The 23682-nt window shown below is 44.7% G+C and carries 19 protein-coding genes; 13 read left to right on the top strand and 6 right to left on the bottom strand.

Annotation, left to right across the window (positions count from 1 at the left end; translation table 11 throughout):
- Positions 1-3: 3 nt before the first annotated feature.
- The 9 genes from KTR07_RS14805 (at position 4) to KTR07_RS14765 (ending at position 9895) form a co-directional block, all read left to right on the top strand.
- On the top strand, positions 4-819 hold the full coding sequence (locus KTR07_RS14805) for a DUF6047 family protein (protein ID WP_087306304.1): 816 nt from the start codon (positions 4-6) through the stop codon (positions 817-819).
- 4 nt (positions 820-823) lie between these two features.
- Complete coding sequence (locus KTR07_RS14800) at positions 824-2272, top strand: DUF6047 family protein (RefSeq protein ID WP_087306302.1); 1449 nt, start codon at positions 824-826, stop codon at positions 2270-2272.
- Positions 2273-2278: 6 nt separating this feature from the next.
- A complete protein-coding gene (locus KTR07_RS14795) occupies positions 2279-2590 on the top strand; it encodes a transcription-repair coupling factor (RefSeq protein WP_087306300.1) in 312 nt (103 codons plus the stop codon).
- Positions 2591-2619: 29 nt separating this feature from the next.
- Positions 2620-3690, top strand: a complete 1071-nt coding sequence (locus KTR07_RS14790) for a DUF6047 family protein (protein WP_004311888.1) — start codon at positions 2620-2622, stop codon at positions 3688-3690.
- 20 nt (positions 3691-3710) lie between these two features.
- Positions 3711-5477: a DUF6047 family protein gene (locus KTR07_RS14785; RefSeq protein ID WP_087306298.1), complete on the top strand. Its 1767-nt coding sequence runs from the start codon at positions 3711-3713 to the stop codon at positions 5475-5477.
- Positions 5478-5488: 11 nt separating this feature from the next.
- The gene (locus tag KTR07_RS14780) at positions 5489-6691 is read left to right on the top strand and encodes a DUF6047 family protein (protein ID WP_087306296.1); all 1203 of its coding nucleotides are present in this window, start codon (positions 5489-5491) and stop codon (positions 6689-6691) included.
- Positions 6691-7563 (top strand): hypothetical protein, encoded by an 873-nt coding sequence (locus tag KTR07_RS14775; RefSeq protein WP_004318625.1) that lies wholly within the window; start codon positions 6691-6693, stop codon positions 7561-7563. The genes KTR07_RS14780 and KTR07_RS14775 overlap by 1 nt, the downstream gene beginning before the upstream one ends.
- A gap of 209 nt (positions 7564-7772) precedes the next feature.
- A complete protein-coding gene (locus KTR07_RS14770) occupies positions 7773-9665 on the top strand; it encodes a type IA DNA topoisomerase (RefSeq protein WP_087306295.1) in 1893 nt (630 codons plus the stop codon).
- Between the two features lie 11 nt (positions 9666-9676).
- Entirely contained in the window at positions 9677-9895 is a 219-nt protein-coding gene (locus KTR07_RS14765) for a hypothetical protein (protein WP_004318621.1), read from the top strand.
- A gap of 34 nt (positions 9896-9929) precedes the next feature.
- Here KTR07_RS14765 and KTR07_RS14760 read toward each other — a convergent pair whose 3' ends face one another.
- Entirely contained in the window at positions 9930-10337 is a 408-nt protein-coding gene (locus KTR07_RS14760; protein ID WP_004311882.1) for a deaminase, read from the bottom strand.
- 658 nt (positions 10338-10995) lie between these two features.
- On the opposite strand from KTR07_RS14760, the gene KTR07_RS14755 reads away from it, so the two are divergent.
- Together KTR07_RS14755 and KTR07_RS14750 are read left to right on the top strand one after the other, a co-directional pair.
- Positions 10996-11163, top strand: coding sequence for a helix-turn-helix domain-containing protein (locus tag KTR07_RS14755; protein WP_008771129.1), 168 nt, complete (start codon positions 10996-10998; stop codon positions 11161-11163).
- 5 nt (positions 11164-11168) lie between these two features.
- Complete coding sequence (locus tag KTR07_RS14750) at positions 11169-11480, top strand: helix-turn-helix domain-containing protein (protein WP_004311879.1); 312 nt, start codon at positions 11169-11171, stop codon at positions 11478-11480.
- 65 nt (positions 11481-11545) lie between these two features.
- Here KTR07_RS14750 and KTR07_RS14745 read toward each other — a convergent pair whose 3' ends face one another.
- Complete coding sequence (locus tag KTR07_RS14745; RefSeq protein WP_004311878.1) at positions 11546-12775, bottom strand: site-specific integrase; 1230 nt, start codon at positions 12773-12775, stop codon at positions 11546-11548.
- 398 nt (positions 12776-13173) lie between these two features.
- Here KTR07_RS14745 and mfd point away from each other — a divergent pair, with 398 nt between their 5' ends.
- A complete protein-coding gene (gene mfd, locus KTR07_RS14740; RefSeq protein WP_117981216.1) occupies positions 13174-16557 on the top strand; it encodes a transcription-repair coupling factor in 3384 nt (1127 codons plus the stop codon).
- 113 nt (positions 16558-16670) lie between these two features.
- Positions 16671-17516, top strand: coding sequence for a hypothetical protein (locus KTR07_RS14735; RefSeq protein WP_016267943.1), 846 nt, complete (start codon positions 16671-16673; stop codon positions 17514-17516).
- A gap of 441 nt (positions 17517-17957) precedes the next feature.
- Here KTR07_RS14735 and KTR07_RS14730 read toward each other — a convergent pair whose 3' ends face one another.
- The 4 genes from KTR07_RS14730 to KTR07_RS14715 form a co-directional block, all read right to left on the bottom strand.
- Complete coding sequence (locus tag KTR07_RS14730) at positions 17958-19820, bottom strand: YgiQ family radical SAM protein (protein ID WP_117981215.1); 1863 nt, start codon at positions 19818-19820, stop codon at positions 17958-17960.
- Between the two features lie 84 nt (positions 19821-19904).
- A complete protein-coding gene (locus KTR07_RS14725; RefSeq protein ID WP_008760553.1) occupies positions 19905-20129 on the bottom strand; it encodes a sulfurtransferase TusA family protein in 225 nt (74 codons plus the stop codon).
- Positions 20129-20446 carry a hypothetical protein gene (locus tag KTR07_RS14720; RefSeq protein WP_008760554.1) on the bottom strand — a complete coding sequence of 106 codons (318 nt, stop codon included), beginning with the start codon at positions 20444-20446 and terminating at the stop codon, positions 20129-20131. The genes KTR07_RS14725 and KTR07_RS14720 overlap by 1 nt, the downstream gene beginning before the upstream one ends.
- Positions 20447-20570: 124 nt before the next feature.
- Positions 20571-23483: a xanthan lyase gene (locus tag KTR07_RS14715; RefSeq protein WP_117981214.1), complete on the bottom strand. Its 2913-nt coding sequence runs from the start codon at positions 23481-23483 to the stop codon at positions 20571-20573.
- Between the last annotated feature and the right edge of the window lie 199 nt (positions 23484-23682).

Raw genomic sequence — 23682 nt, 5'->3', positions numbered from 1 at the left:
GATATGAAGCAACCTGAACAATCCTATACAGCCATAGAGACAGCCCATGGCTTTGTGTTCTTTACTGATACGACGGAAGGACAGAAAAACAGGCAGGACTTTCTGCAATTTATGGCAGACCATTACTTCGATCCCCATTTCAATCTTGGTCCGGTAAATGTTTACCGGGCAGAAGGAGTCCTAAAGGATGGACCCTATGTCAATCCGGGTGAAGGCCTGTACCCGGAATATGCTTACCTGCAGATGGATAAGACACCGGAAATGGAGCTGGTCTACCGGAATGAGATGAAGCCGACCTGGGAGGATTTCGGTAGTTTCTGCCACAATATGCATTGTACCAGCAGCCATCGCAACCGTAATATCGCTGATATTTTGGAGGAAATAGAAAGCAAGGACCGTAAATTACTGGAGCTTTCCAAACAAGGTACAGCATCGGATATCCGGCAGCAGATAGAAGAAACCGGCCAGGATAAAGCCTTGCTGGACAAACTCCTCAAGCAGTATTACGATGTGCGTGGACACCGGACTGTTGGGAACATCCTCCGCGACCCGATGGAATGTGTCACCGTAGACGGTGTCCGGCTCTTTACCCCTCACCGGCAAGTATTGGCGGCAGGGCACGGACTCTTCCTGCCGGGAGAGGCAAAAAGCAACCCGTCCCATGCCTATGCATGGATAAACGGGGATTTCACCCGGATCGTATTTTCTAAGGATCCTCCTGCGAACAAACAGGTGTTCAAAGTGAAAACAGTCATCGAAAAGGCTTTGAATAAAAAGCAGGACGTGAAAAAGAAAAGAAATACCCACCCTAAATTGTAGAAATATGGACAAGAGAAACCAAATGGAAAATCCTTTTTTCGATCCCGACAAGCCGGGAAGTATTTTTGTCGGTATGGACCGTTACCATCAGTACTCTCCCCACCAGCCCCAAAATGCCCTCACATTCATTCAGAAAGGAGATGCGGACAGCCTGTTCCGCAAATTCCTGATTGACAATATCAAGGAAGCGGAGTGCTGCCCCTATATTCCGGATACGGAACTGCTCCGGTTTGACCTGGCGAACATGAGGCAGGTTCCACCGGTAGATACCCATACCCCTTTCGAGGAATATATCAGCAAGGAACTGCTGCCGTATTTTCAAGAACACTGCATTCCCCCTGCCAAACGCATTTCCCTGCGTGATGCGGTCTATACCTATAAATACAAGAATGAACCGGACGGCGGCATATTGAAGAAGTATCTCATGCAGGAACCCGCATACTTGGAGTTTCGATTACAGCAACAGGAAAAAAGGACATTGTACCGGTGCCAGCCGCGGTACACATTCCCCTTAAAAGTGGTGGAGAATGACTTCGGATACCTTATCTTTTCCGGTAACGAGATCGGCAGGAACGGATTCAGGGAGTGCATCCGGTACATCACGGACCATTACTTCGACCCGCACTACGATACCGGCCATCTGGCCGTCTACGACAGTACGTTCATGGACAAGAACCTGGTTCCTCTCATAGATGCCGCTTACAAGCCGTGCAAACCGATGGAACTGGATTATTCCTTCGATTTTTATCCGGCATCCTATATCGGTCTTGACGAACTGCCCAAAGAATTCATCGACAGTTTAAAACCGGTATGCTACCATTCGATGGAAGCGACAGCCGGGGATTTTATAAAATTCGCCACCGACTGGCATTTCAATAAGGATACGCAGGTTTCCATCAGCCGGGAGAACCATGACATTTACCGGCTGCTGACCGTCATGCGTAACGGTTATATGAATATTCATGAACAACCGTTTACCTATTTCAATGAACTGCTGCCGTATGCCAAGGAATTTGAAAAAGTCACGCAGGTTAAATCTGCCGGCGAATTCGATACGGGAAAGTTCAAGCGGTTGTCTACGGAAATCCGGAAGGCTGCCGATGGAATTTTGAAAAGGGATTTCGATGTGAGAGGGCACCGTTCCCTTGAGAATATGTTGAATGACTCCACCGTTACCTTCACCGTCGGAAGCCGAAAACTGAATGAAGTTCAAAAGACGGCACTGGCTTCGGGATACGCACTGTATCTCCCGGAAAACAACAAGGAGGCGACAAGGCATCTCCTTTTTTGCAAGGCCGACTTTGAGCAGGGCAGAATTGAGGGTTCCTCCAAGCCCTTCGGCGTCAGGACATACGTGATAAAGGACGGACTGCTCTGTCCGCTGCCGGAAGAGAAGAATACCGTTAAAAAGACTGAGAATAAGAACAGACATAACAATAACCGTTTAAAATAAAGCGATATGATACCTAAAAGTCAGATGTACCTCGGAGCGCGGATTGTAGAGAACGATCCGGAAGAGGAAACTCCCGTTGTTCCCTATAAAGGACCAGTAACAGCCATTGAAGAAACCGGAAAAGGGGAACTGGATTACTTTGTCTATATCCGGCTGGATGATGAGTCCATGAAACAAAAAAGAATCTCCCTTTGCTGCCCGGACAAGATCATGACCTGTTTTCCATGGACTATAGACCTGGAAGAAAAACAGAAAATGGAGCAGAAAATGAAGAATAAAAAAGTTCCCGACCCGTCGAAACGGCATAGACTATCTTAATCAACCATTCATCTAAACCATAAAATAATATGAGTACATACATTGGTTTCAATTTGAACAGCAACAGGCAGATTGAACATTTCCAGACCATAGAGAATCGTTATGGCATCAATTCAGATGGCGGCAAATTTCTTTTCGGGCAGGCAGAACTGGCCTTGAAAGGCTCCTACATTCCTAAGGAAGAAGTCTATTTAATACCATATCAGGGTGCTGTACAACCGGGGAACATTGAAAGGTTCATCAAGGACATGACCCATAACGGAGGACTGTCTTGTGCAACTCATTTCCCATTGCGGGATATCGCCTTCGTTTACGAGAATACATCTCCTTATGGCATCCATAATGTGGATAGCATCCAGAGAATGCTTCAAAAGGCCAAAGACAATCCCCTGCTGAAAAAACAACTGAACGCTTACCGCGCATTCCATCAAGAAAAGGAAAAAGATATCTACAACAGGGTGATTACTGCAATAAATACGAACCAGGGAGTCCTGATGTTCAATGATACCGGCAGGGGGATACAGTGTGCGCAGAAATACCTGCAGCATATTGGCGATAATTTCTTCTCGCCGGTTTACAGGGATGCGGATAAACTGCAAATATATTATTTCAGCACTTCCAATATCAATCTGATCAAAGAGGCGTCAAAGTGTTCGAACATGTTTGAACATGGCTTAAAAAAGATATACCTTCCCCAAAAGGCTCATTTCCTGGATTCAAATATGATAGCCAACTATACCCCGGCGGTAGAATGCAGCATGGCTCCCTCTTTGGAATGTTATAACCAACTGGCCGAAAAGTTGAATCTGGGCAAGAGCCAGAAGAATTATAACATAGGCGTACTCGACCGGATCTGCAAGACCGGGCAAATCGGGAATTTGGAAAAAGACAGCCGGTTCAACCATCAAAACAGCTTTGTCTCCCTGGATGAACGGATCAGGCTGTCTTATGTGGGGAAGCAGGATGGCACACTGCTGAAAAATGCACTTGAACGGACCATCAAGGATACGGCAAAGAGAATCCTACAGACGGACTATGCGGTACGGGGCTATGAACCGCCCAAACAGGAAAAGAAAAAGAGTAGAAGTATCACCATGTAACTATTTTAAATTTCAATCGTATGCAAAAGCAAGAGATTTCAAACATTATGATTTTCTTTGTTACCCAGGACTTGGAAGGGCAACCCCGACAACTGGAGATGCACCTGATGCCGGAGAAAGAAGTATCGATGATGAATCAACGATTCACCGAATACCTCCAGCGGCAAAGGGAAATGTACAAGCCGTCCCTTGTCCAAAGCCACTTGCCGGATCTTTATCTGTGCCGCTACCAGTTTCCGGCAGGAGTAAGCTACCCGGATATCCGGCTCTTTGACAAGGATAACAGCTTGGTACAAAAATTCATCACCCGGAACGGAGGAAGCATGCAGGGCAATGTCTCATTGCGCGGACTGGAATACCTGCATTTTCACGATGAAGAAAAAAGCCTGCCCATGCTGGTAGCCAGCGGACTTGCCGACCACCTGCTTGTACAGCCGGAAGCCAAACGGTTCGCGCTGGCACAGGATACTCTCCACGACGATCCGTCGGAAACCCTGACCGCCGTGGAAACCGCCAAAGGAGTGCTTCTGTTCGAATATTCCGGCTTTGGAAAGACATGCTGCCATGCCTATATGCAACATCTGGCCGACCGTTTCTTCATTACGGACGAAGAGAAACCGGAGTTTGTCAACCTGTACAAGCTGACCCGTCCGGACGCAGAAGTGGTAAAGGCATTCCAAGCATCTCCCAATGCCTTCTCCTTATATACAAACTCTTTTCTGCCGGAGAAAGCACAATATCTGGATGCGACTATCCTGCGGAATGCCCGGCTGGACAGGAGCCACCGCATAGAACCGACATTCGATGCCTATGACAAGTTTGCTTCCTCCTATAACGTGCTCCCCAGTATTGCCAATGCCCAGATACTCCGGTTACTATCCTTACAGGAAACCGCAGGAATCTATGGGATAGACTATACAACCAGAAGGATTCCGTTCATACACAAGAATTCTTTCAACTCCCAGTTCAATGCGCTGCAGAATATTCCGGCTGAAAATAAAGGCGGACAGGAGAAGGTCAAATCACAGATCCGGGATCAGGCGGCCTATATCCTGAAACGTGATTACGGGCTTATCCCGGACAGCCTGCAAAACAAAGAGATAGACCCCATCATTTCCCTCCAGACTCCCAAAGGAGCCGTCTACCTGCCCGCCACGGATGAAGGAGCCATCTATAAACAGTGTTACCTGCAATATCTGGCTGACCGTTTCTTCACTCCGGAAGTACAGGCTCTGGGACGAATCAGAGAATTCTATATTTCCTGCCCGAACCATAGCACGGAGCATTACATGCAGAAGCATCTGGACCTTTTCCGGTCCAATCCTTTCTACGGGCAGCTGGCGAAAATGCCATTGTATCCGATAGAGCAATCCGAGCTGTTGAAGAAAGGCGGCTATCCCATAGAGCCGACATACCATGCATTCAAACAGTTTACGGAAGATTACCGGCTTTCGGTAACGCCGGAGAATGCCGAGATATTCACCCTGCTCTTTATACGGGAATACGGATTACCGGCTGATTTCAATACTAATGAAAGCTATAAGGAGTTCACCCACAAAGGAAATTTTAAACCGCTGGATCAAGAAATGTCCGAACTGCAATCCAAAAAGGGATATAGTGAAAAGGCATTCTACAATATTCAAAACAGGCAGCAGCAACTCGCGGACAAGATACTTGGCCTGAGATACAGACTGACCTGTCCTCCGTTGCAACTGACCGGACCGGCGGCTTCGGAAAAGAGAAAGACGGCTTCCCGTCAGAACAAGTCACATAATCCCCGCATCTAAAACTGATTATCATGCCTGCATGGATGGAAAAAATAAAAGATACATTCACCGCTAAAGCGGATTTAAAGAGCCTGTTTATTGTGTTACAGCCGGATAATCAAGTCTCGACTGTCATGGTCGTGTCGTATGTTCCGACGGATAAGGACTCTTTTCAGGTATTTATGGATCTGACCGCCCGGATTGCTATGGATCAGAAAACCATACCGGATAACTTATTGCTGCATTTTGAGGGAATACCTGCTAAAGATATTCCTTTCACCAGCGAACTACCGGCGAAAGACAGTGAGAAAGCCCTCAGTTTCATCGCCTCTTACGGAGGCATCACTGAAAACAACTCCGTACCTTTACGGAAAGCGGCTTATTTGAGAGCATGCCAAAGGGAACTGACGGCAGAGAATATCCGGGATCTGGACTACTCACCAGCTTATAAGTGCTTTATTGCACACGAAGATGCGATGGAGAAGATTGCGGCAGGAAAGCAAGCCAAACAGTTCTACACCATAGCTGAAACGGAACAAGGTGTCCGCGTATTCAATGACGGACTTTCCGGGACTATAAAGTTTCGGGATTACCTGCAATCGACAGCGGACAATTTCTACTCAAGCTCTTTGCAGGATGTGGAGTCATTGAATATTTACCGGATAGAAACCGTCTCCCGCCGGATGCTGGAACTCTCCAACAGGAATCAGACCACCATGCCGCAGGCCGGGATGGAAATTCTGGCGAATTACAAGCCGTCCGTCACTTTCGACATGCATCCTACGGGAGAAAATCTCAACCGGTTTGTCACAGCCAGCGCATTGGAACTCTCTATCCGTAACCGGAACATTATGACACTTCAGGACATAGCAGCCAGAGGATACGCCCATTTACCGGCAGACGAATCGTTTGCCTATAAAAAGGATTTCTTGTTTGTGGAGAAAGGTATCCGTGAGATTACCCGGCAAAAGGAATTGTACCGGGATTATCCTTTCCGGCAGAAGATGGATGAATTACAAAATGCTGCCAGGTCATTGGCGCAAACACTGTTAAACAGGGATGGAGTCCGGAAGAACTATCATCGGGTAAGCCCGCCTGTTGTTGTTTCTAAGAAAGGAGAAGCTCAAACAGCCGAAAAACCGCAAGACAAGCCCGGACTGTCCTGTGGCAATGAAAAGAAAAAGGTCAAGACAAAAACCGCTTCCGTTAAAAAGCAGGCGAAGCCCAAATTATAATGCATATGGAACTGATAAATAATACATTCATTCCCGAAAAAGAGATACCACGTAGCCGCAGGGCTGCCGGAAGGAAAGCATTCCTGCAAACTTTCAGAAACCTGTTTACCAGCCGGAATCATTTCAGGAGATTCATGGATACTTACCGTTTCAACACGATCCGCTGGAGCGCGTCCAACCTCCACGAACCCTCATGGGGAAAACGGATCGGATTATTCTTTCGTACCAAAAATCCAATCGCTATCCTCCGGGATGATTACCGGAGCAATCGCAGTAATCTGTTGAATAAATGGGAAACGTCCAGCCTGAACCGTATCCAGATGGAACTGGTCCGAATGGGTAGTATGCCTATTCAGAATAAGGACAGACATACTTTCAAAGCTCTGAACAGCATTGAAAAGAAAATCAAACAACTGCAGGAATATGAAGGATGTCCCGATATGAGCCATGAAAAGCAGCTTCTGGCAACATACAAGTACATTCTTTCTTCTCCTTTTGACCGGAAGTTCGGAGGATTGCCACCCGATGAGATTTGTGGGATGCTTCAGCAGAACGGACTGTCTGAATCAAACCTTCCTTACCAAAATTACGAAGGAATCCTCCAGGGCCGTGAAACAGTCATGTACGAACTGGCAACCGGAAAGAACGGGGAGAAATACCTCCAACCGGCAGATCAGGTGAAACTGAATGCGGGAATGTCAGGAATCTCAATGGATTTAATCAGCCGTTTTCCGGCAAAGGAAATACCCCTGCCGAATCTGACGGAAAGCATACAAGTATCGGAAAAGAAAGAGAAGCTCTCCATTCCCAAAGAACCGAAGAAAAGGGTACGGAAAGAAAAATCAAAGGTCAAGAGTGTAAAAATTAAATAGTCATTCATATTAAAAAAGAAAGTAACATGAAAACAATTTGTATTTGTGAGAAGCCCTCGGTGGCACGCAGCATTGCCCGGGTCCTGGGCGTAACGGAGAAACAGGAAGGATACTTGAGTGGGAACGGATATGCCGTCACATGAACTTACGGCCATCTGTTGGCATTGGCCCTGCCTCAAGACTACGGCATTGTCCATGTGGAAAAGGAGATGCTGCCTATTATTCCCGACCCGTTCAAACTGGTTGTCCGTCAGATTAAAACCGAAGATGGATACAAGGCTGATCCGACGGCTCTGAAACAATTGGAAGTAATCCGTAAACTGTTGGGTCAGGCTAATCAAGTGATATCCTGTACTGATGCAGGGCGGGAAGGAGAGTTAATTATGAGATATGTGCTTGAATATCTGGGATATCATAAGGAAACCAAACGCTTGTGGATATCTTCCATGACAGAAAAATCGATACGGGAAGGATTTGATAGCCTCAAATCAAGTAAGGAGTTTGACAACCTGTACCGTGCCGCTAAAGCCAGGAGAGAATCAGATTGGGTCGTCGGTATGAATGCCAGCCTGTCTTTGAGCATGGCTGCAGGCAAGAGTAACTATTCTCTGGGAAGAGTACAGACACCGGCACTTGGCATGATTTGCCGTCGATATCTGGACAACAGGGATTTTATAGCCAAACCCTATTATCTGCTACAGCTACGGACAACGAAAGCAGGGAAAGAACTCGTCTTAACCTGTACCGGGAAATATGATACACCGGAAAAACTCGATGTGGACCGTAAAAAAGTGTATGAAGAGACGACAGCCAAAGTGGTGCAAGTGGAGAAGAAAGAGGTTCCAGAAGAAGCTCCGCTACTTTATGACCTGACCGCCCTGCAACGAAGTGCCAATACCAAACTCGGACTGACCGCAGAACAGACGCTGAACATTGCTCAAAAATTATATGAAGGAGGCTACATTTCGTATCCCCGTACCGGATGTAGCTATATCACAGAAGACATCTTCGAACAAGTCCCTTCCCTCATCGGCCTGCTTAAGCAACATCCCCGTTTCACATGGCATGCGGAAAACCTCTGTAACCAGCCTTTAAACCGGCACTGTGTGGACGATAGCAAGATGACGGACCATCATGCGTTAATCATTACGGAGAACTATCCCCAGAGGCTTTCCCTTGACGAGCAGAATATCTATTCCATGATCGCGGGACGCATGTTGGAGGCTTTCTCCGGCAAATGCCTGAAAGAAACGGTATCCGTACAAGCGGACTGTAACGGCGTTCTTTTCGGGATAAAAGGAAGCCAAATCAAAGTTCCGGGGTGGAGAGGCATCTATAACGAACCCAGTGAGAAAGAAGAAGGAAGTCTTCTGCCCGAATTTCAGGAAGACGAAATATTGCCCGTGCTCGGTATTGATACATTGGTCAAGAAAACCAAACCGCAGCCCATATTCACTGAGGCAAGCCTGCTTGCTGCGATGGAAGGTTGTGGCAGAACATTGGACGATGAAAAGGAAAAAGAGGCAATGGAGGATTCCGGCTTGGGTACACCGGCTACACGTGCCGGAATCATCGAACTGCTCATTGCCAGACACTACGTGGAAAGAAACGGACGGTCACTGATTCCCACTCCCAAAGGACTGGAAGTATATGATATTGTAAAAGAGAAGATGATCGCCAACGTGAGCATGACCGGAGGGTGGGAATGCGCCTTGCATGAAATCGAAACCGGCAAAGTTTCCACGGAAACATTTACTCAGAGCATCAATTCCTATACCCAACAAATCACCTCGGAACTGCTTGCCCTGAAACTTAACCATCCGGACTTGCCACATTGTAACTGCCCCAAATGCGGAGCAGAAACGATTATCGTCTTTAACAAGGTCGCCAAATGCAGCGATCCCAATTGTGGGTTCCTGTTATTTAGAACGTTCAACGGCAGGGAACTGACGGATAATCAGATGCTCCTGCTGCTATCGGGGAAACGTACCGGATATCTGAAGTTTACCAGCAAGAAAGGAAAGAAGTATGAGGCATCACTCGAGCTGGATGACAATTACAGGATTGAGATGACTTTCAAGGATAATAAACCTAAAAAATAAAGAAGCGACTTATGAAAAAAGAAATGGAAGAGATACCGGATGAACTGAATCCGGACTTAATGCTGAATACGATTGCTTCCGAACTGCTGATCAAGATAGCCAAAGGGGAGATTGATATCCAGAAGCTGGTCAGGAAACAACTCTCGGACAGGGGAATCGATGACCAACGGAACTGGATAGGACCGGACAAGGCAAGAAAATATTGGGAGAAATATAAGATGCCTGTCTAAACCAAGTCAGTCAGGATAAGAAGATAATTGCAGGTTATTCAATCCGTTTGTAGGCCAGCCTGCAAATACCGGATCTGAAACATTTGTTCCCGGTCATTTCCCATGAGGAAGGACCGGGAATTTCTGTAAACAGACGTATGCCGTCCCCTTGGATATACGGTGCGACAAAAAGGATGATTTCATCCACCAACCAGTATCTGAACATGCTGCTTATAACGGAAATTGTATCCGGAGCCGCTTCTATGAAATAAATACCTTCATTTTTCTTTTTCCATTGTGTCAATGAGATGAAAGATACATCCGGCCCGAGAGTCTGTGTAGCACGTTCCCGTATTTTGGTGAGGCCATATTTGTTCGGATTATCCCACAAAGGGGAAGAAACAGTCCTGTCGAAGAGGTATCCGTCAAGAGTAGTGATTGCAAGTAATTGGAGTTTTGCCATAAGTATAATATTTAACCTATAAATATTATTCGGCAGAAGTATTTGAGAAAGCGTGGCCTTACCCAACTCCAAGACGGAGGTTCTGGTAAACCTATGAATAGTAGCTGTGTAAGCCACGCTATGACAAAGCATAGCATAAGCAATACACAAAAAGCCTCTATTCATTGAAATTTACCAGATTTCCGTCTTGAGACATTCTGCGAATGTTATGTCTATATCTAATTGGAAGGCTATTGCCTGCCATTTAAATCTATATTTCGTTCCAAAGATACTCATATTTCTGATTTCTCCGAAGAAATCCATATCATAAAGAAATGTGGCAGGGCAAAAAAGGAAAAAAGATGAAAGAGTTACCATTTGTATAAGGGATGTCGGATTTCACGACTCCCCCGTTAAATAAAAAGTATAAGAAAAGCTACGCTGACAAAAAATGACTATTAATGACTATTAACGACACTGGAAACTAAACGATTGATTTATAGTAATATTCCCTTTATCTTGCACCCAATTTCATTATTCACAATTTAATTTATAAATCATGGAACTGACAATTATCGAAACAAGTGCTTATCAGGACTTGAAGAAACAACTAAGTATGCTGTCCGTGCAAATGATGGACTTTCAAAAGAAAATAGCCCCCGTAACACCGGACAAGTGACTGGATGCGCAGGATGTGTGCCTGGCTCTCAATATTTCCAAAAGGGCACTGCAGACTTACCGGGATAACGGGCTGATTCCTTATTCTAATATCGGTGGAAAATTCTTTTATAAAGAAGTGGACATCCAGCAAATTCTGGAGGAAGGACTAATCAAAAAAAGAAAATAAAGAGTATGGCAGACATTATCACTAAAGATTCGGAAGAGTTCAAGGAACTTACCGGATGGATCAAACGGACAGGAAAAAATCTGGAGGCTGCTGCGGCACGGATACGTCCGACGATTGCAGACGAACATTATCTGAGTGGAGATGAGGTATGCCGGATGCTTCATGTTTCCAAGCGTACATTACAAACACTACGGGATGAAAAGGCAATACCTTATACCTCAATTACCTCCGTCGGGGGTAAACTGCTCTATCCGGAAAGCGGGCTATACGAGGTACTAAAAAAGAACTATAAAGATTTCAGGCGTTACTTGAAATAAGCAACCTGCCTGAATACGAAAAACACCCTTCAACATTTGCTGAAGGGTGTTTTTTCATACTTATTCTAATTGGCCAAGCGATACACGGAACCAATCTTGTCGCACATCCTATCCGTATCTTCCCCAACCTTCGGATTGATCAGTTCAGCATAGACTTGTGTGGAAAGAATCGATTTGTGTCCTAATACTTTTTGCAAAGTTTCTAACGGCATGCCTTTCAATATAGCCAAAACTGCAAAGGTATGTCTCCCGATATGAGGGGTGATATTTACATTACAATCACACTTTTTCCCTAAAACCTTAAAACTACTTTTCATGGTTTCATAATCACCGACGGGGAAAACGCAATCAGGAGAATCTTTCTTTTTGTTATCACCCTTATACTTTTCTACAAGTTCAATTGCTATAGGTAATAATTTCACGACGTATGCTACGCCTGTTTTTATACGGTTTCCCATGAGCCATGTGCCACCATCAGAATCTGTATGGATATTCTTATAAGTAATTGCTTTCAGATCTGCGAAGGCGAGGCCTGTGAAGCACATGAAAAGTAGCATGTCACGCATAGCCTGCTGACGTTTATACCTCAATTCTACATGTATAAGCCTCTGCAGTTCTTCTTCAGAGAGAAATGAACGTCTTTTATATCCCGGCTTACATCCAAAACCCGTGAAGGGATGAACTTTTATTAAACCTTTCTCTTGAGCGATATGCATTAGCCATTTCATGGTATTAACACGTCCGAATGCTGTAGAACTGGCCGAGCCGCATGTGCCCAACATCCAATTATAATAGTCTTCAATAAAATCTTTGTCAAGTTCATCAAGTGCAATGTCCTCAACATTCTTTTTGTCTTTCAAAAAAAGCAATGCGCTCTTATAATCGGCTACTAAACCAAGATAGGTGCTTTTTGCCTTTTCCTTGCCTACTTTCTCCTTGTATGACTCAAGCTGTTCCCTGAAAAGCTCCATAAGGGTGTGGGAATCTTCTTTAAAACCGACATAGCGGCTATAGACTTTCTTGGCTGTGACAAAACTGTCATGATCGCATATGTATTGGTAATGCTTGGCAATTTGGGCTTTGGCATTATCAAGTTCCTGGTTTAACATTCTAGCTTCTTCGGATTTCCCTTTAGCCCTATTAGCTTTGGCGTCCCATAAAGAAATAGACACCTCCTTCTTACAGCTAAAGCAAGCTGTGGTCTTGTTGATGGTAATACGTCCCATTACAGGTACTTTACCATTCTTAATCGATTGATTTTTAGTGTAAAACAACACTCTGAATGTACTTCTCATAACTCAACTTTTTTAGTTACAAATTTAATTACTGTTGAGGTATTTGAAGTTATGAAGAATAATGCAATATATTGAAAACTAATGCCTTATATCCGATTAGTAGGCAAATTGGAAGAGGTAACAGATAAGTAACATAACTCACTCCCAAATATGCTCTATTTAGCTTTATTCACCACATCCGATTAAAATATTAGTTTTATAACTATTTGAATTTTAATAGGTTTGCACTATATTTGCGCATCTTGAAAAAACACTTTGTTTCATGCCTTGAAACTTTTAGTTTCATTGTTTGAAACCAATAGTTTCAAGGCTTGAAACAATCTTGAAGAAGAAAACTTCGGTGTGACTATATCAATCCCGGTTCTTTTTTCGTACTTTTGCGGTGAAATTTTATAGCTATGACAATAACTGAGTTGCAACAACAATATGCCGCTCATCCTAATACAGCAGTCATGGAACGACTGCTGAAGGATGCGTCCGTTCAAACTATTTTTTGCGGGGGCTTATGTGCTTCTTCCGCTTCTCTTTTCTCTTCTGTATTGGTGAAACAAGATGTGTGTCCGTTTGTCTTTGTACTGGGCGATCTGGAAGAGGCGGGCTATTTTTATCATGACCTGACACAAGTGCTGGGAACAGAGAAAGTGTTGTTCTTCCCGTCTTCATTCCGCCGTTCCATCAAGTACGGACAAAAGGATGCGGCCAACGAGATTCTGCGTACAGAAGTACTGAGCCGGTTGCAGAAAGGAGAAGAAGGCTTGTGCATCGTTACCTATCCGGATGCGCTGGCAGAGAAAGTGGTATCCCGCAAGGAGTTGAGCGATAAGACCTTGAAACTGAATGTGGGAGAGAAGCTGGACACGACCTTTATCACAGACATGCTGCATAGCTACGGTTTCGAATATGTGGATTATGTGTACGAGCCGGGACAATATGCCGTTCGGGGTAGTATTATTGACGTCTTTTCGTTTGCTTCGGAATATCCTTATCGTATTGACTTTTTCGGAGACGAAGTAGAGAGTATCCGTACATTTGAAGTAGAGTCGCAGTTGTCCCGTGAGAGGAAAGAGGGAGTGGCTATAGTCCCCGACCTGGCAGTGACGGGAGATGTGACAACTTCTTTTCTTGATTTCATACCTAAAGAAACCGTTTTGGCGATGCGTGACTTCCTTTGGTTGCGCGAGCGTATCCAGGTAGTGCACGATGAGGCTTTGACGCCGCAGGCTATTGCCGTGCAGGAAGCCGAAGAAAATGGAAGTATCACGCTGGAAGGCAAGCTGATTGACGGCAGTGAATTTACGGTACGTGCCCTTGATTTCCGCCGGATGGAATTTGGAAATAAGCCGACCGGTACGCCGGATGCAAAGATCTCTTTCCATACTTCCGTACAACCTATTTTTCATAAGAACTTTGATCTGGTGGCCGGTTCTTTCAAGGACTACCTTGAACAGGGATATTCACTTTATATCTGTAGCGACAGTAGCAAGCAGACCGACCGTATCAGAGCCATCTTTGAAGACCGGGGAGATAAGATTCAGTTTACTCCTGTAGTACGTACGATACATGAAGGCTTTGTGGACCATACGCTGCATCTGTGTATTTTTACGGATCATCAGCTATTCGACCGTTTCCATAAGTACAACTTGAAAAGTGACAAGGCCCGTTCGGGCAAGGTCGCTCTGTCCCTCAAAGAATTAAATCAGTTTACTCCGGGTGATTATGTGGTTCACACGGATCATGGTATCGGTCGTTTCTCCGGTTTGGTACGCATTCCGAATGGAGATACTACGCAGGAAGTGCTGAAACTTGTCTTTCAGAATGAGGATGTCGTGTTCGTTTCCATTCATTCCCTTCATAAAGTTTCCAAATATAAAGGTAAGGACGGAGAAGCTCCGCGACTGAACAAACTGGGTACCGGTGCCTGGGAGAAACTGAAAGACCGTACGAAAGCGAAAATTAAAGATATTGCCCGTGACCTCATTAAACTATATTCGCAGCGCCGTCAGGAAAAGGGTTTCTCTTACAGCCCCGACAGCTTCTTGCAGCGTGAACTGGAAGCTTCCTTTATCTATGAAGATACGCCCGACCAAAGTAAGGCAACGATGGAGGTGAAGGCCGATATGGAAAGTGACCGTCCGATGGATCGCTTGGTGTGCGGAGATGTGGGTTTTGGAAAGACAGAAGTAGCAATCCGTGCAGCGTTTAAAGCCGTAGCCGATAATAAACAGGTGGCGGTCCTTGTGCCGACGACTGTTCTTGCCTATCAGCATTTCCAGACATTCCGCGAACGTTTGAAGGATCTGCCCTGCCGGGTAGAATATTTGAGCCGTGCCCGTACGGCAGCTCAGTCCAAAGCCGTATTGAAAGGACTGAAGGAAGGAGAAGTCAGTATTCTTATCGGCACCCACCGTATTTTAGGAAAAGATGTTCAGTTTAAAGATTTAGGCTTGCTGATCATTGATGAAGAGCAGAAATTCGGAGTCTCTGTGAAGGAGAAGCTGCGACAGCTAAAGGTGAATGTGGATACATTGACCATGACTGCCACACCGATTCCACGTACGCTTCAGTTCTCGCTGATGGGAGCCCGCGACCTGAGTGTAATCTCTACGCCTCCGCCTAACCGCTATCCGATTCAGACAGAAGTACATACCTTTAATGAGGAAGTGATTACGGACGCGATTAATTTTGAGATGAGCCGCAACGGTCAGGTTTTCTTTGTCAACAACCGGATTGCGAACCTTCCGGAACTGAAAGCGATGATCGAACGTCATATTCCCGATTGCCGTGTTGCCATCGGGCATGGACAGATGGAGCCCACACAGCTGGAACAGATCATTTTTGACTTTGTCAATTATGACTATGATGTGCTTTTGGCGACTACTATCATAGAGAGCGGTATCGATATTCCGAATGCCAATACGATCATCATCAACCAAGCGCAGAACTTTGGTCTGAGTGACCTCCATCAGATGCGTGGACGTGTAGGGCGCAGTAACAAAAAGGCTTTCTGTTATCTGCTGGCGCCTCCGTTGAGCAGTCTGACGGCAGAAGGAAAACGACGCTTGCAGGCGATTGAGAACTTCAGTGATTTGGGAAGTGGCATCCATATCGCTATGCAGGATTTGGATATACGTGGAGCCGGTAACCTGCTCGGAGCAGAGCAGAGTGGCTTCATTGCCGATCTGGGGTACGAAACGTATCAGAAAATTCTTGCCGAAGCAGTTCATGAACTGAGGAATGATGAGTTTGCAGAATTGTATGCAGATGAAATAAAGGGAGAAGGTCAGATCAGTGGAGAAGAATTTGTAGACGAATGTCAGATAGAAAGCGATCTTGAACTTCTGTTGCCGGCCACCTATGTGACGGGCAGCAGCGAGCGTATGTTGCTTTACCGCGAACTGGACGGACTGACGCTGGATAAAGACGTGGATGCCTTCCGTTTCCGCCTGGAAGACCGCTTCGGACCTGTTCCGCCGGAAACGCAGGAATTGCTTCGCATCGTTCCCCTCCGTCGCTTGGCGGCGCGATTGGGAGTGGAGAAAGTCTTCTTGAAGGGCGGACGTATGACGCTATTCTTTGTCTCCAATGCGGATAGTCCGTTCTATCAGAGTCAGGCGTTTGGCAAAATGATAGATTACATGATGAAATATACCCGGCGTTGTGACCTGCGTGAGCAGAACGGCCGACGGAGTATGCTGATAAAGGATGTGACTAATGTGGAAACTGCCGTTAGTGTGTTGCAGGAGATTGTAGCGTTGCCGGTGAAAGAACTGGATGATCATTAATTGATAAATAATAGGAGCAATGTTTGTTTTTTATATTCAAAAATGCTTATCTTTGATCTAAAGACACAGATAAGAACAAGTAAGAGCCATTTAAAATCTAAAAAATAATGAATATGAAAAACATGCTGACATTGATCGTCCTATTATCATCGTGGTTAACGGTGTATTCGCAAGAGAGTTATACGGAAGCTGAACTAAAACAGAAATGTGATTCTATTGTAGAAGAAGCTAATACTTTGTACAGATATGAAACGGCTGCCTGGAATTTCACTGATATGTTTTTGCCTAAACCGGAACTGATGGAAACAATACAAGGTATTCTTACTTATCAACAGGGAGATACGATTAAATGCCTTGTGATTGATAACCAGTCTCAATGTACATATGAAGTCTCCTTCCTTAACGAGACGACACCTTGTTCGGAAGTGACGACTCATAGAGGCCTGTCCGAATATGAAATGCATTTAATTAAAGTTAGAGAGAAAATACGGAGTGCATTTGCTGATGAAAAGGAATATCCGATTTATGGCTACAAAGACTTTCCTTTAAACTGGATTCTCATTCCTTTTAAAGATGGTTATAAATTCTATGCTATTTCTGGGACATCCAAAGGAGGGGTTATACCTTTCGGCAATGACTACTTGTTTATTGCTGATAAAGAAGGAGAAATCCAATCATGGAGGAAATTTCATTCCGGTCTTCTTCCGGTAGAAGTTACGGATCAAATGCCAATGATTGTTTTTCCTATCCATTCACATCTGAAAAAGGAACCATTCATTTCCGCTACTGATATTTGCACATTCAGGCTTTACTATAATCAGACTGGGAGTACAAAATTTGCTGTATATTCACCGGCTCTTTCTATATATTTCGTCTATGAGTTAGCTACCAATACCATCACTCCGACAAAGGATATAAATTTTAATTCGACACCTCTTTCTGAAAAGGCTGCTCCATGATTTATTTATCATGATTGGAAAGAGAACAGGAAGGTATTAGTAAAAGTATATTGTTCATTATAAATGTATGAATATATTTTCGTCTGATGCCTTTTCTCTGTCATCTGTGATTTTTGTTTTCTCTTTCTTATACAAGTTACTTCATAAACTCACATCACGTTTATAATAAATAGTGAGGACGTTTATAATAAACGGGTCCCAAGTTTATTATAAACTATATTTTGCTAAATTCTTCGGAATGAGAGGAATTAATTAAACAAAATGGGGTGAAATCCTTGCGGACTTCACCCCATTCTTACTCCTTACAATGTACTCTTATACATGTAAATTATATCTTTATGTCTTTATATTTGTACGTTTCATGCTTTTAATTCCGGATTTGTTTCCACAAATATACGAAATTTAAAAGGCAAAGTCAATAGGGAAGCCGTTTTAATGGTTTCATTTGTTTCTCTTTCCGTATAACTTGTCTATCAGATCCTGTCGGCCGATACGTCTTAACTCATTCAGAATATTCTTTCGTTCTTCCGGCTTATACCAGAAGAAGAATTGTCGTTGCGCCAGTTTCTCCCGTTGTGTTTTGGCACTGAATACAGGTTCCAGTGTATAGGGATGAAATCCGCTGTACCATGCTTCGGTGGCTACAGTCATCGGAGTAGGGGTAAAGTCCTGTACTTGCTCCAGATGAAAGTCCAGCCGTTTGGTGATAACAGCCAGTTCCGCCATGTCTTCTTCCTTGCAGCCGGGGTGCGAAGAGATAAAGTACGGTATAAGTTGCTGACGTAGATTCTCTTCCCGGTTGATACGGTCGAATATTTTTTTGAAAGTTTCAAACTGCTCGAATGAAGGTTTGCGCATGATGGATAACACCCGGTCGCTGGTATGCTCCGGAGCTACTTTCAATCGTCCGCTCACATGATTGACAATCAACTCGCGTGTGTATTCAGCCGTGCTGCGATTGGCGGCGGCGTCTTTACTCTGATGGAGCAATAAGTCGTAGCGCACTCCACTGCCGATAAATGATTTTTTTATGCCGGGGATGGCATTTACCGCTTTATATATATCCAATAACGGGCGGTGGTCCGAATTAAGATTCGGGCACACTTTGGGATGAATACATGACGGGCGTTTGCACTTTTTGCATATTGCTTCATCTTTACCCTTCATCTGATACATATTGGCGGAAGGGCCTCCAAGGTCACTTAAATACCCTTTGAAGTCGGGCAACTGCATCACCTCCTTTACTTCCTTCAAGATAGACTCCTTGCTGCGGCTGACGATAAACTTCCCCTGATGTGCGGAAATGGTGCAGAATGCACAACCGCCGAAGCATCCCCGATGGATGTTGACGGAGAACTTTATCATGTCATATGCGGGAATCCGCTTTCCTTTGTATTTAGGATGGGGAAGGCGGGTATAGGGCAGATCGTACGAATGATCAAGCTCTTCCTGGCTCATCGGAGGATAAGGAGGATTGACAACGACCACTTTATTATCTACCTCTTGTGTGATACGGGAAGCCGCATATTTATTGGATTCTTCTTCGATGTGCCGGAAATTGCTGGCCTGTTTCTTTTTGTCAGCCAGACACTCTTCATGTGAGTAAAGCTGAATATCGTCTGCGGCAGGAGTCCACTCTGTCGCACGACAGAGATAGGCTGTCTGAGGGATAGTTCCCGCTATTTTCTTGAGTTCACCGGCTGTCAATGAAGCATCCTCCGCAGGAAGCAGTTCCTTCATTTTCCGGGTTAGTTCTACAATCGGCTTTTCTCCCATACCATAGATCAGCAAGTCTGCGCCACTATCGCATAAGATACTTTTCTGAACTTTATCCTGCCAGTAATCATAATGACTCAGACGGCGCAAACTCGCTTCAATGCTTCCTAATATAACGGGAACGTCCGGATAGAGTTTTTTTAGAATCTGACTGTATACGATGGAAGGATACTCCGGACGCATATCCGGACGACCGTCCGGAGTGTACGCATCCTCACTGCGCAGACGCTTGTTGGCAGTGTATTTGTTAACCATCGAGTCCATACTTCCGGCAGAGATGCCGAAGAATAATCGGGGACGACCCAGCTTTCTGAAGTCACGCAGGTCATCACGCCAGTTGGGCTGGGGGATGATCGCAACTTTCAAACCTTCCGCTTCGAGGATACGTCCGATGACGGCAGCGCCAAATGAGGGATGGTCTACGTAAGCATCACCGCTGAAAAGAATGACATCCAGTTCATCCCATCCGCGGAGTTCCACTTCTTTCTTGGTGGTAGGTAACCAATCGGTCAATCGATATTCTTTCATGCCGCAAAGATACGGATAATAAAAAACATCCCAATGATTTTTTTATTCATTGGGATGTTTAACTTCAATCATTAAGATGTTTTTTTAAAACTTCTCATTGATTGTAAATTGCAATGTCATTTGCTCTCCGTCATAGATCTCACGAAAACCGATGCTTTGCTCGGAAAGATATTCCTTTAAGTCCTGGAAAGCATCTGCATGATTCATGATAATTTCGAGCGTTTCACCGAAAGGAGCCTCGCATATAGCTTTGATTGCAGGAATCAAAGGACTGTAAGCTGTTGTTCCGCAGGTATCTACCGTAATCATTATTCTTCCTCCTCTTCCGCATCCTGAGTGGAAAGCCAGGTGAGATAGAGCTTGATGAGTTGTTGCAGGCCGAATGCTTTCATGTTATTGTGATAAATAACATCTATGCAAAGATCCAGCAATTCTTTACTGTCCTCTTCCTGACTGGCAATCAGGGAACGAATATTTAGTTTCAGTTTATCCAGTACGGGTTCGTCTACAATTCCGGTACTATCGATGAGATGGCGGAATAAGGCGTATTTCTCGATTGTTTTCAGATTTTCGCTGGACACCTCTATGCTGCGTGTACCGCTAGGGTTTGCTTGTATAGTATACATCGTTTTTTAGTTTTAAGGGTTATTACTAGGAGCAAAGATAGAATTTAAAATGAAAAACGGATTAAAAAAGCCCGGATATTTTTATCCGGGCTTTCAGAAAATAAATCTTATATCCGTGAGTACTTTATTTCTGAGTAAAGAAACCTAGTATCCCGGCCATAATGCTGGCGCGATCTGTTTCCGACTGAATGCTTTCGAAAGGAAAGCCGAGTACAAAGGTACGATAGTCTGCTCCTTTGTAAGCAATACCTGCCGACTGATTGCCACGTGCATATGTAAATACTGGAAATGCGGGAGCTACCGGAACGATGCAGTCCGGTGCCGTAACAGCATAACTGTTTTCATTGGGCAGGCGGGGGATCGTGATGCTGCGTCCTAATCCATTGATTTGACCGGAGCTTTTATCTGTCAGACTGTTCTGATAACCGTATTTCAAAACTTTCTCTGTAAACTCCCGGTTCCCTTGTGTTCCGCTCATGTCACTTCCCACATACGCACCGCTGACGAACAAATGACCTCCTGACTGGCAATAGCTTGTAATCAGTCTTTGCATCGGTGAAGAGAATGTTTTGTAATATGCTTTGGCTATCGGGTCTTCCTTTTCAAGTCCGAGTATATAGTCTACGATCGGGTAATCTTCTAAAGTGACGATTCCATTCTCTACCGCTTCGTCGCTGCATGAAACAAAACTGTATTTCCCTGCTGCCTGAATGGCTTTTCCATGAATGAAAGGATAATCAAACGTATTTCCTGCTATCTCCATGCCCTCCAGTTCGCTGCCGCTGTGTCCCAGGCTGCCTTCTCCTTCTTTTCCAGCTTGTGAACGGTTGAATCCGCTTTGTGTCCCGCAAAAAGAGATATTGGACAAATAAGGTACTCCCGGATCCTGTTCCAGATCAAATCCGGCTTTGTCCGGTGTGTTAATGACAGCCGGACCGCTGATTCTGTCGAATCCATTGATAATCAAGATTCTCTCTCGCTCACGTTTTGCCTTATAAGCCGAAAGGATTTCAGAAGGAAAACTTTCTCCTCCCCGGTTTACGGCTGTCACTTTGAATGAATAGACAAGTCCCGGTTCTACTTTGACACTGTAATAGGGTTTGCTGACCAGAGTTCCGTTGTCGAATCCTCCGTATCCGATGCGTGTATATACCATATATTCCCGTGGACGGGCTGTCGGTTCCAGTGGATCGTCTTCCCCTTTCCAGGTAAGTTCCAGTGTGTTTTTCTTTTTTCCGAAATGGATAGCGAAGTTGCTGACCGGAAGAGGTTGTACTACATAGTCTTTGCCATGTTGACTGTTTATAAATTGCAGGATACCTTTGTAGATAGCACGTCCTACGGTAAACTTGAAATTCGGATTATGACCGAGCTGCATATCTGCAAAGTTCTGATGAGAGAGCAATTCGATAATCGTGGAAGGAGTAGCAGGAAGTCGTGTTTCACTGTAATTCCGGTTCCACATGCTGCGGCGTGTCCATGGTAGATTGTAGTTCGTACGAATATCTTTCTGAATTTGAGTCAGCAGGATATCCGCAAGATCACGTGAAGCATATCTGTCCATTCCCGAATTTAGTTTGCCATTATTGAAATCGGTGGTATAGATGCCGAGCGAACCGATGATTTCATCGTCTTTACTGCATCCTGCGTCACTATGAAGTGCCATAGTCATTTCCAGAGGTACACCTAAACCCGCTTGTCCCGGATTATAGACAGAGCCTCCCGACAGATAGTTGATTGTATTGGAACGTGTATTGATATCGTCTGTATAATCGTTTTCTCCTTTGCGTCCGGCATATACATCGTATGGCATACCGGCCCACTGGGATGAATATCGTGCTCCTTCCAGATAACGGGGAAGTCCGCTTATTTTTCCTCCTCGTGAGATATTACCCATTCCGCCTCCGAAGCGTACGGCATCTGCACACACTACGCCATGCTCGCTACTTTCATTACTAAGCACAACCATACCGTAGTCATTATTTCCTTTGTCAAACTCAAAAGTTCCGAGATACACCCAAGTACCGCTGCCTATTTTCTGATTGACCTTAAATTCCGTGACACCCCCATTATGAAAGACGAGGTATTTGGCATCACTCACGCTATTGGGTAGTGTCTGATATGAAACATAAACCGCATATTTTCCGGTTGCCGGCAGGGTAGGTACCCATTCGGCAAAAGCCTGATCCTTATTCTTTTTTTTCTTCTTTTCTGTTTGAATATACCGGCTGGTACCGTCAGTGAAAGGATTTTCCCCATCTTTGTAAATGGCTTTTTTCTGGGCGAATCCTTTCACGGAAGTAGTCGTCCAGCGTGCTTTCTTACTGCCTGCTTCCAAATAAAGGGAAGCATTCGGAGTATCATTGTCAACGATGATTTCATTCTTTTGTGTATCCCGTTCGCGAGGAGTATACACTATGGCACCGGCATTTTCCAACATCGGAATGACATATGGAAGAATGAAAGACTGAGTGAACATATCTTCTGTAGTGCAGAATAATCGGGGGCGTTGCCATCCCCATTCGCCTTTGTCATTCTTATAGTAATTACCGTGACTTTGCCAGAGGGCAATATGCCGGTCCTGCAATCCTCGGGATATCTCATTGGGGCGGGAAGTGTTTTTCACCCATGGAGCACCTTTGTATTCGGTGTTCAGCGCCATTCGTTCTTTATCTTTTTTCTTGCTTCTGTATAAGTTGGGAATTAATTCTTCAATGGGCTTTCCATCTGCATAAATGGTGATCTGATAATAGTTTACCGGACCGGGGAGCAGTTCTTTCATCTGATTGTAGATGGTTTCTACCGTTTCCGGCAGAAATGGCTGGTAGGCGAAGCTTTCCGAAGCATAAATCTGAATGGTTCTGCGGTCATAATCAATATCGAAACTGTTCAGCTTCGGTGTACTGATTTTAGCTGTCGCTGTGTATTTGGCAAAGTAATCCGTTAACCGCTCTTTTATATTTCTCTCAATATCCTGAGCGAAGAGAAGACTGGTGCCCATTGTCAGGCACAGAAGAAAGACTATTATTTTTTTCATCGTTCCACTCTTTAGGTTGCATCCTATGATTATCTATGTCCGCCACTTTCCCCTTGATGGCATTTCCCCTTTTGGAAGGAGAATACGAAATGAATCTCGCATTCATGTAAGTCCATTGCATTCTGTGGCAAAATCTCCTGCAAAAATAAACAAAAAAAGAGTGGGAAGTATCGAACTGCCCACTCTTCTTTGATTGTTT

It is taken from the genome of Bacteroides sp. MSK.20.82 (genome assembly GCF_019052485.1).
In the GTDB taxonomy this organism is placed as follows: domain Bacteria; phylum Bacteroidota; class Bacteroidia; order Bacteroidales; family Bacteroidaceae; genus Bacteroides; species Bacteroides thetaiotaomicron.
This window is presented reverse-complemented; position numbering and strand designations above follow the sequence as displayed.

Bases quoted from the DNA above. Each gene is read 5' to 3' on its own strand.
- KTR07_RS14765 (WP_004318621.1), top strand. From the start codon at position 9,677: ATGAAAAAAGAAATGGAAGAGATACCGGATGAACTGAATCCGGACTTA.
- KTR07_RS14750 (WP_004311879.1), top strand. From the start codon at position 11,169: ATGGCAGACATTATCACTAAAGATTCGGAAGAGTTCAAGGAACTTACC.
- KTR07_RS14795 (WP_087306300.1), top strand. From the start codon at position 2,279: ATGATACCTAAAAGTCAGATGTACCTCGGAGCGCGGATTGTAGAGAAC.
- KTR07_RS14715 (WP_117981214.1), bottom strand. From the start codon at position 23,483: ATGAAAAAAATAATAGTCTTTCTTCTGTGCCTGACAATGGGCACCAGT.
- KTR07_RS14785 (WP_087306298.1), top strand. From the start codon at position 3,711: ATGCAAAAGCAAGAGATTTCAAACATTATGATTTTCTTTGTTACCCAG.
- KTR07_RS14800 (WP_087306302.1), top strand. From the start codon at position 824: ATGGACAAGAGAAACCAAATGGAAAATCCTTTTTTCGATCCCGACAAG.
- KTR07_RS14770 (WP_087306295.1), top strand. From the start codon at position 7,773: ATGCTGCCTATTATTCCCGACCCGTTCAAACTGGTTGTCCGTCAGATT.
- KTR07_RS14745 (WP_004311878.1), bottom strand. From the start codon at position 12,775: ATGAGAAGTACATTCAGAGTGTTGTTTTACACTAAAAATCAATCGATT.
- KTR07_RS14775 (WP_004318625.1), top strand. From the start codon at position 6,691: ATGCATATGGAACTGATAAATAATACATTCATTCCCGAAAAAGAGATA.
- mfd (WP_117981216.1), top strand. From the start codon at position 13,174: ATGACAATAACTGAGTTGCAACAACAATATGCCGCTCATCCTAATACA.
- KTR07_RS14730 (WP_117981215.1), bottom strand. From the start codon at position 19,820: ATGAAAGAATATCGATTGACCGATTGGTTACCTACCACCAAGAAAGAA.
- KTR07_RS14790 (WP_004311888.1), top strand. From the start codon at position 2,620: ATGAGTACATACATTGGTTTCAATTTGAACAGCAACAGGCAGATTGAA.
- KTR07_RS14720 (WP_008760554.1), bottom strand. From the start codon at position 20,446: ATGTATACTATACAAGCAAACCCTAGCGGTACACGCAGCATAGAGGTG.
- KTR07_RS14805 (WP_087306304.1), top strand. From the start codon at position 4: ATGAAGCAACCTGAACAATCCTATACAGCCATAGAGACAGCCCATGGC.
- KTR07_RS14725 (WP_008760553.1), bottom strand. From the start codon at position 20,129: ATGATTACGGTAGATACCTGCGGAACAACAGCTTACAGTCCTTTGATT.
- KTR07_RS14780 (WP_087306296.1), top strand. From the start codon at position 5,489: ATGCCTGCATGGATGGAAAAAATAAAAGATACATTCACCGCTAAAGCG.
- KTR07_RS14760 (WP_004311882.1), bottom strand. From the start codon at position 10,337: ATGGCAAAACTCCAATTACTTGCAATCACTACTCTTGACGGATACCTC.
- KTR07_RS14735 (WP_016267943.1), top strand. From the start codon at position 16,671: ATGAAAAACATGCTGACATTGATCGTCCTATTATCATCGTGGTTAACG.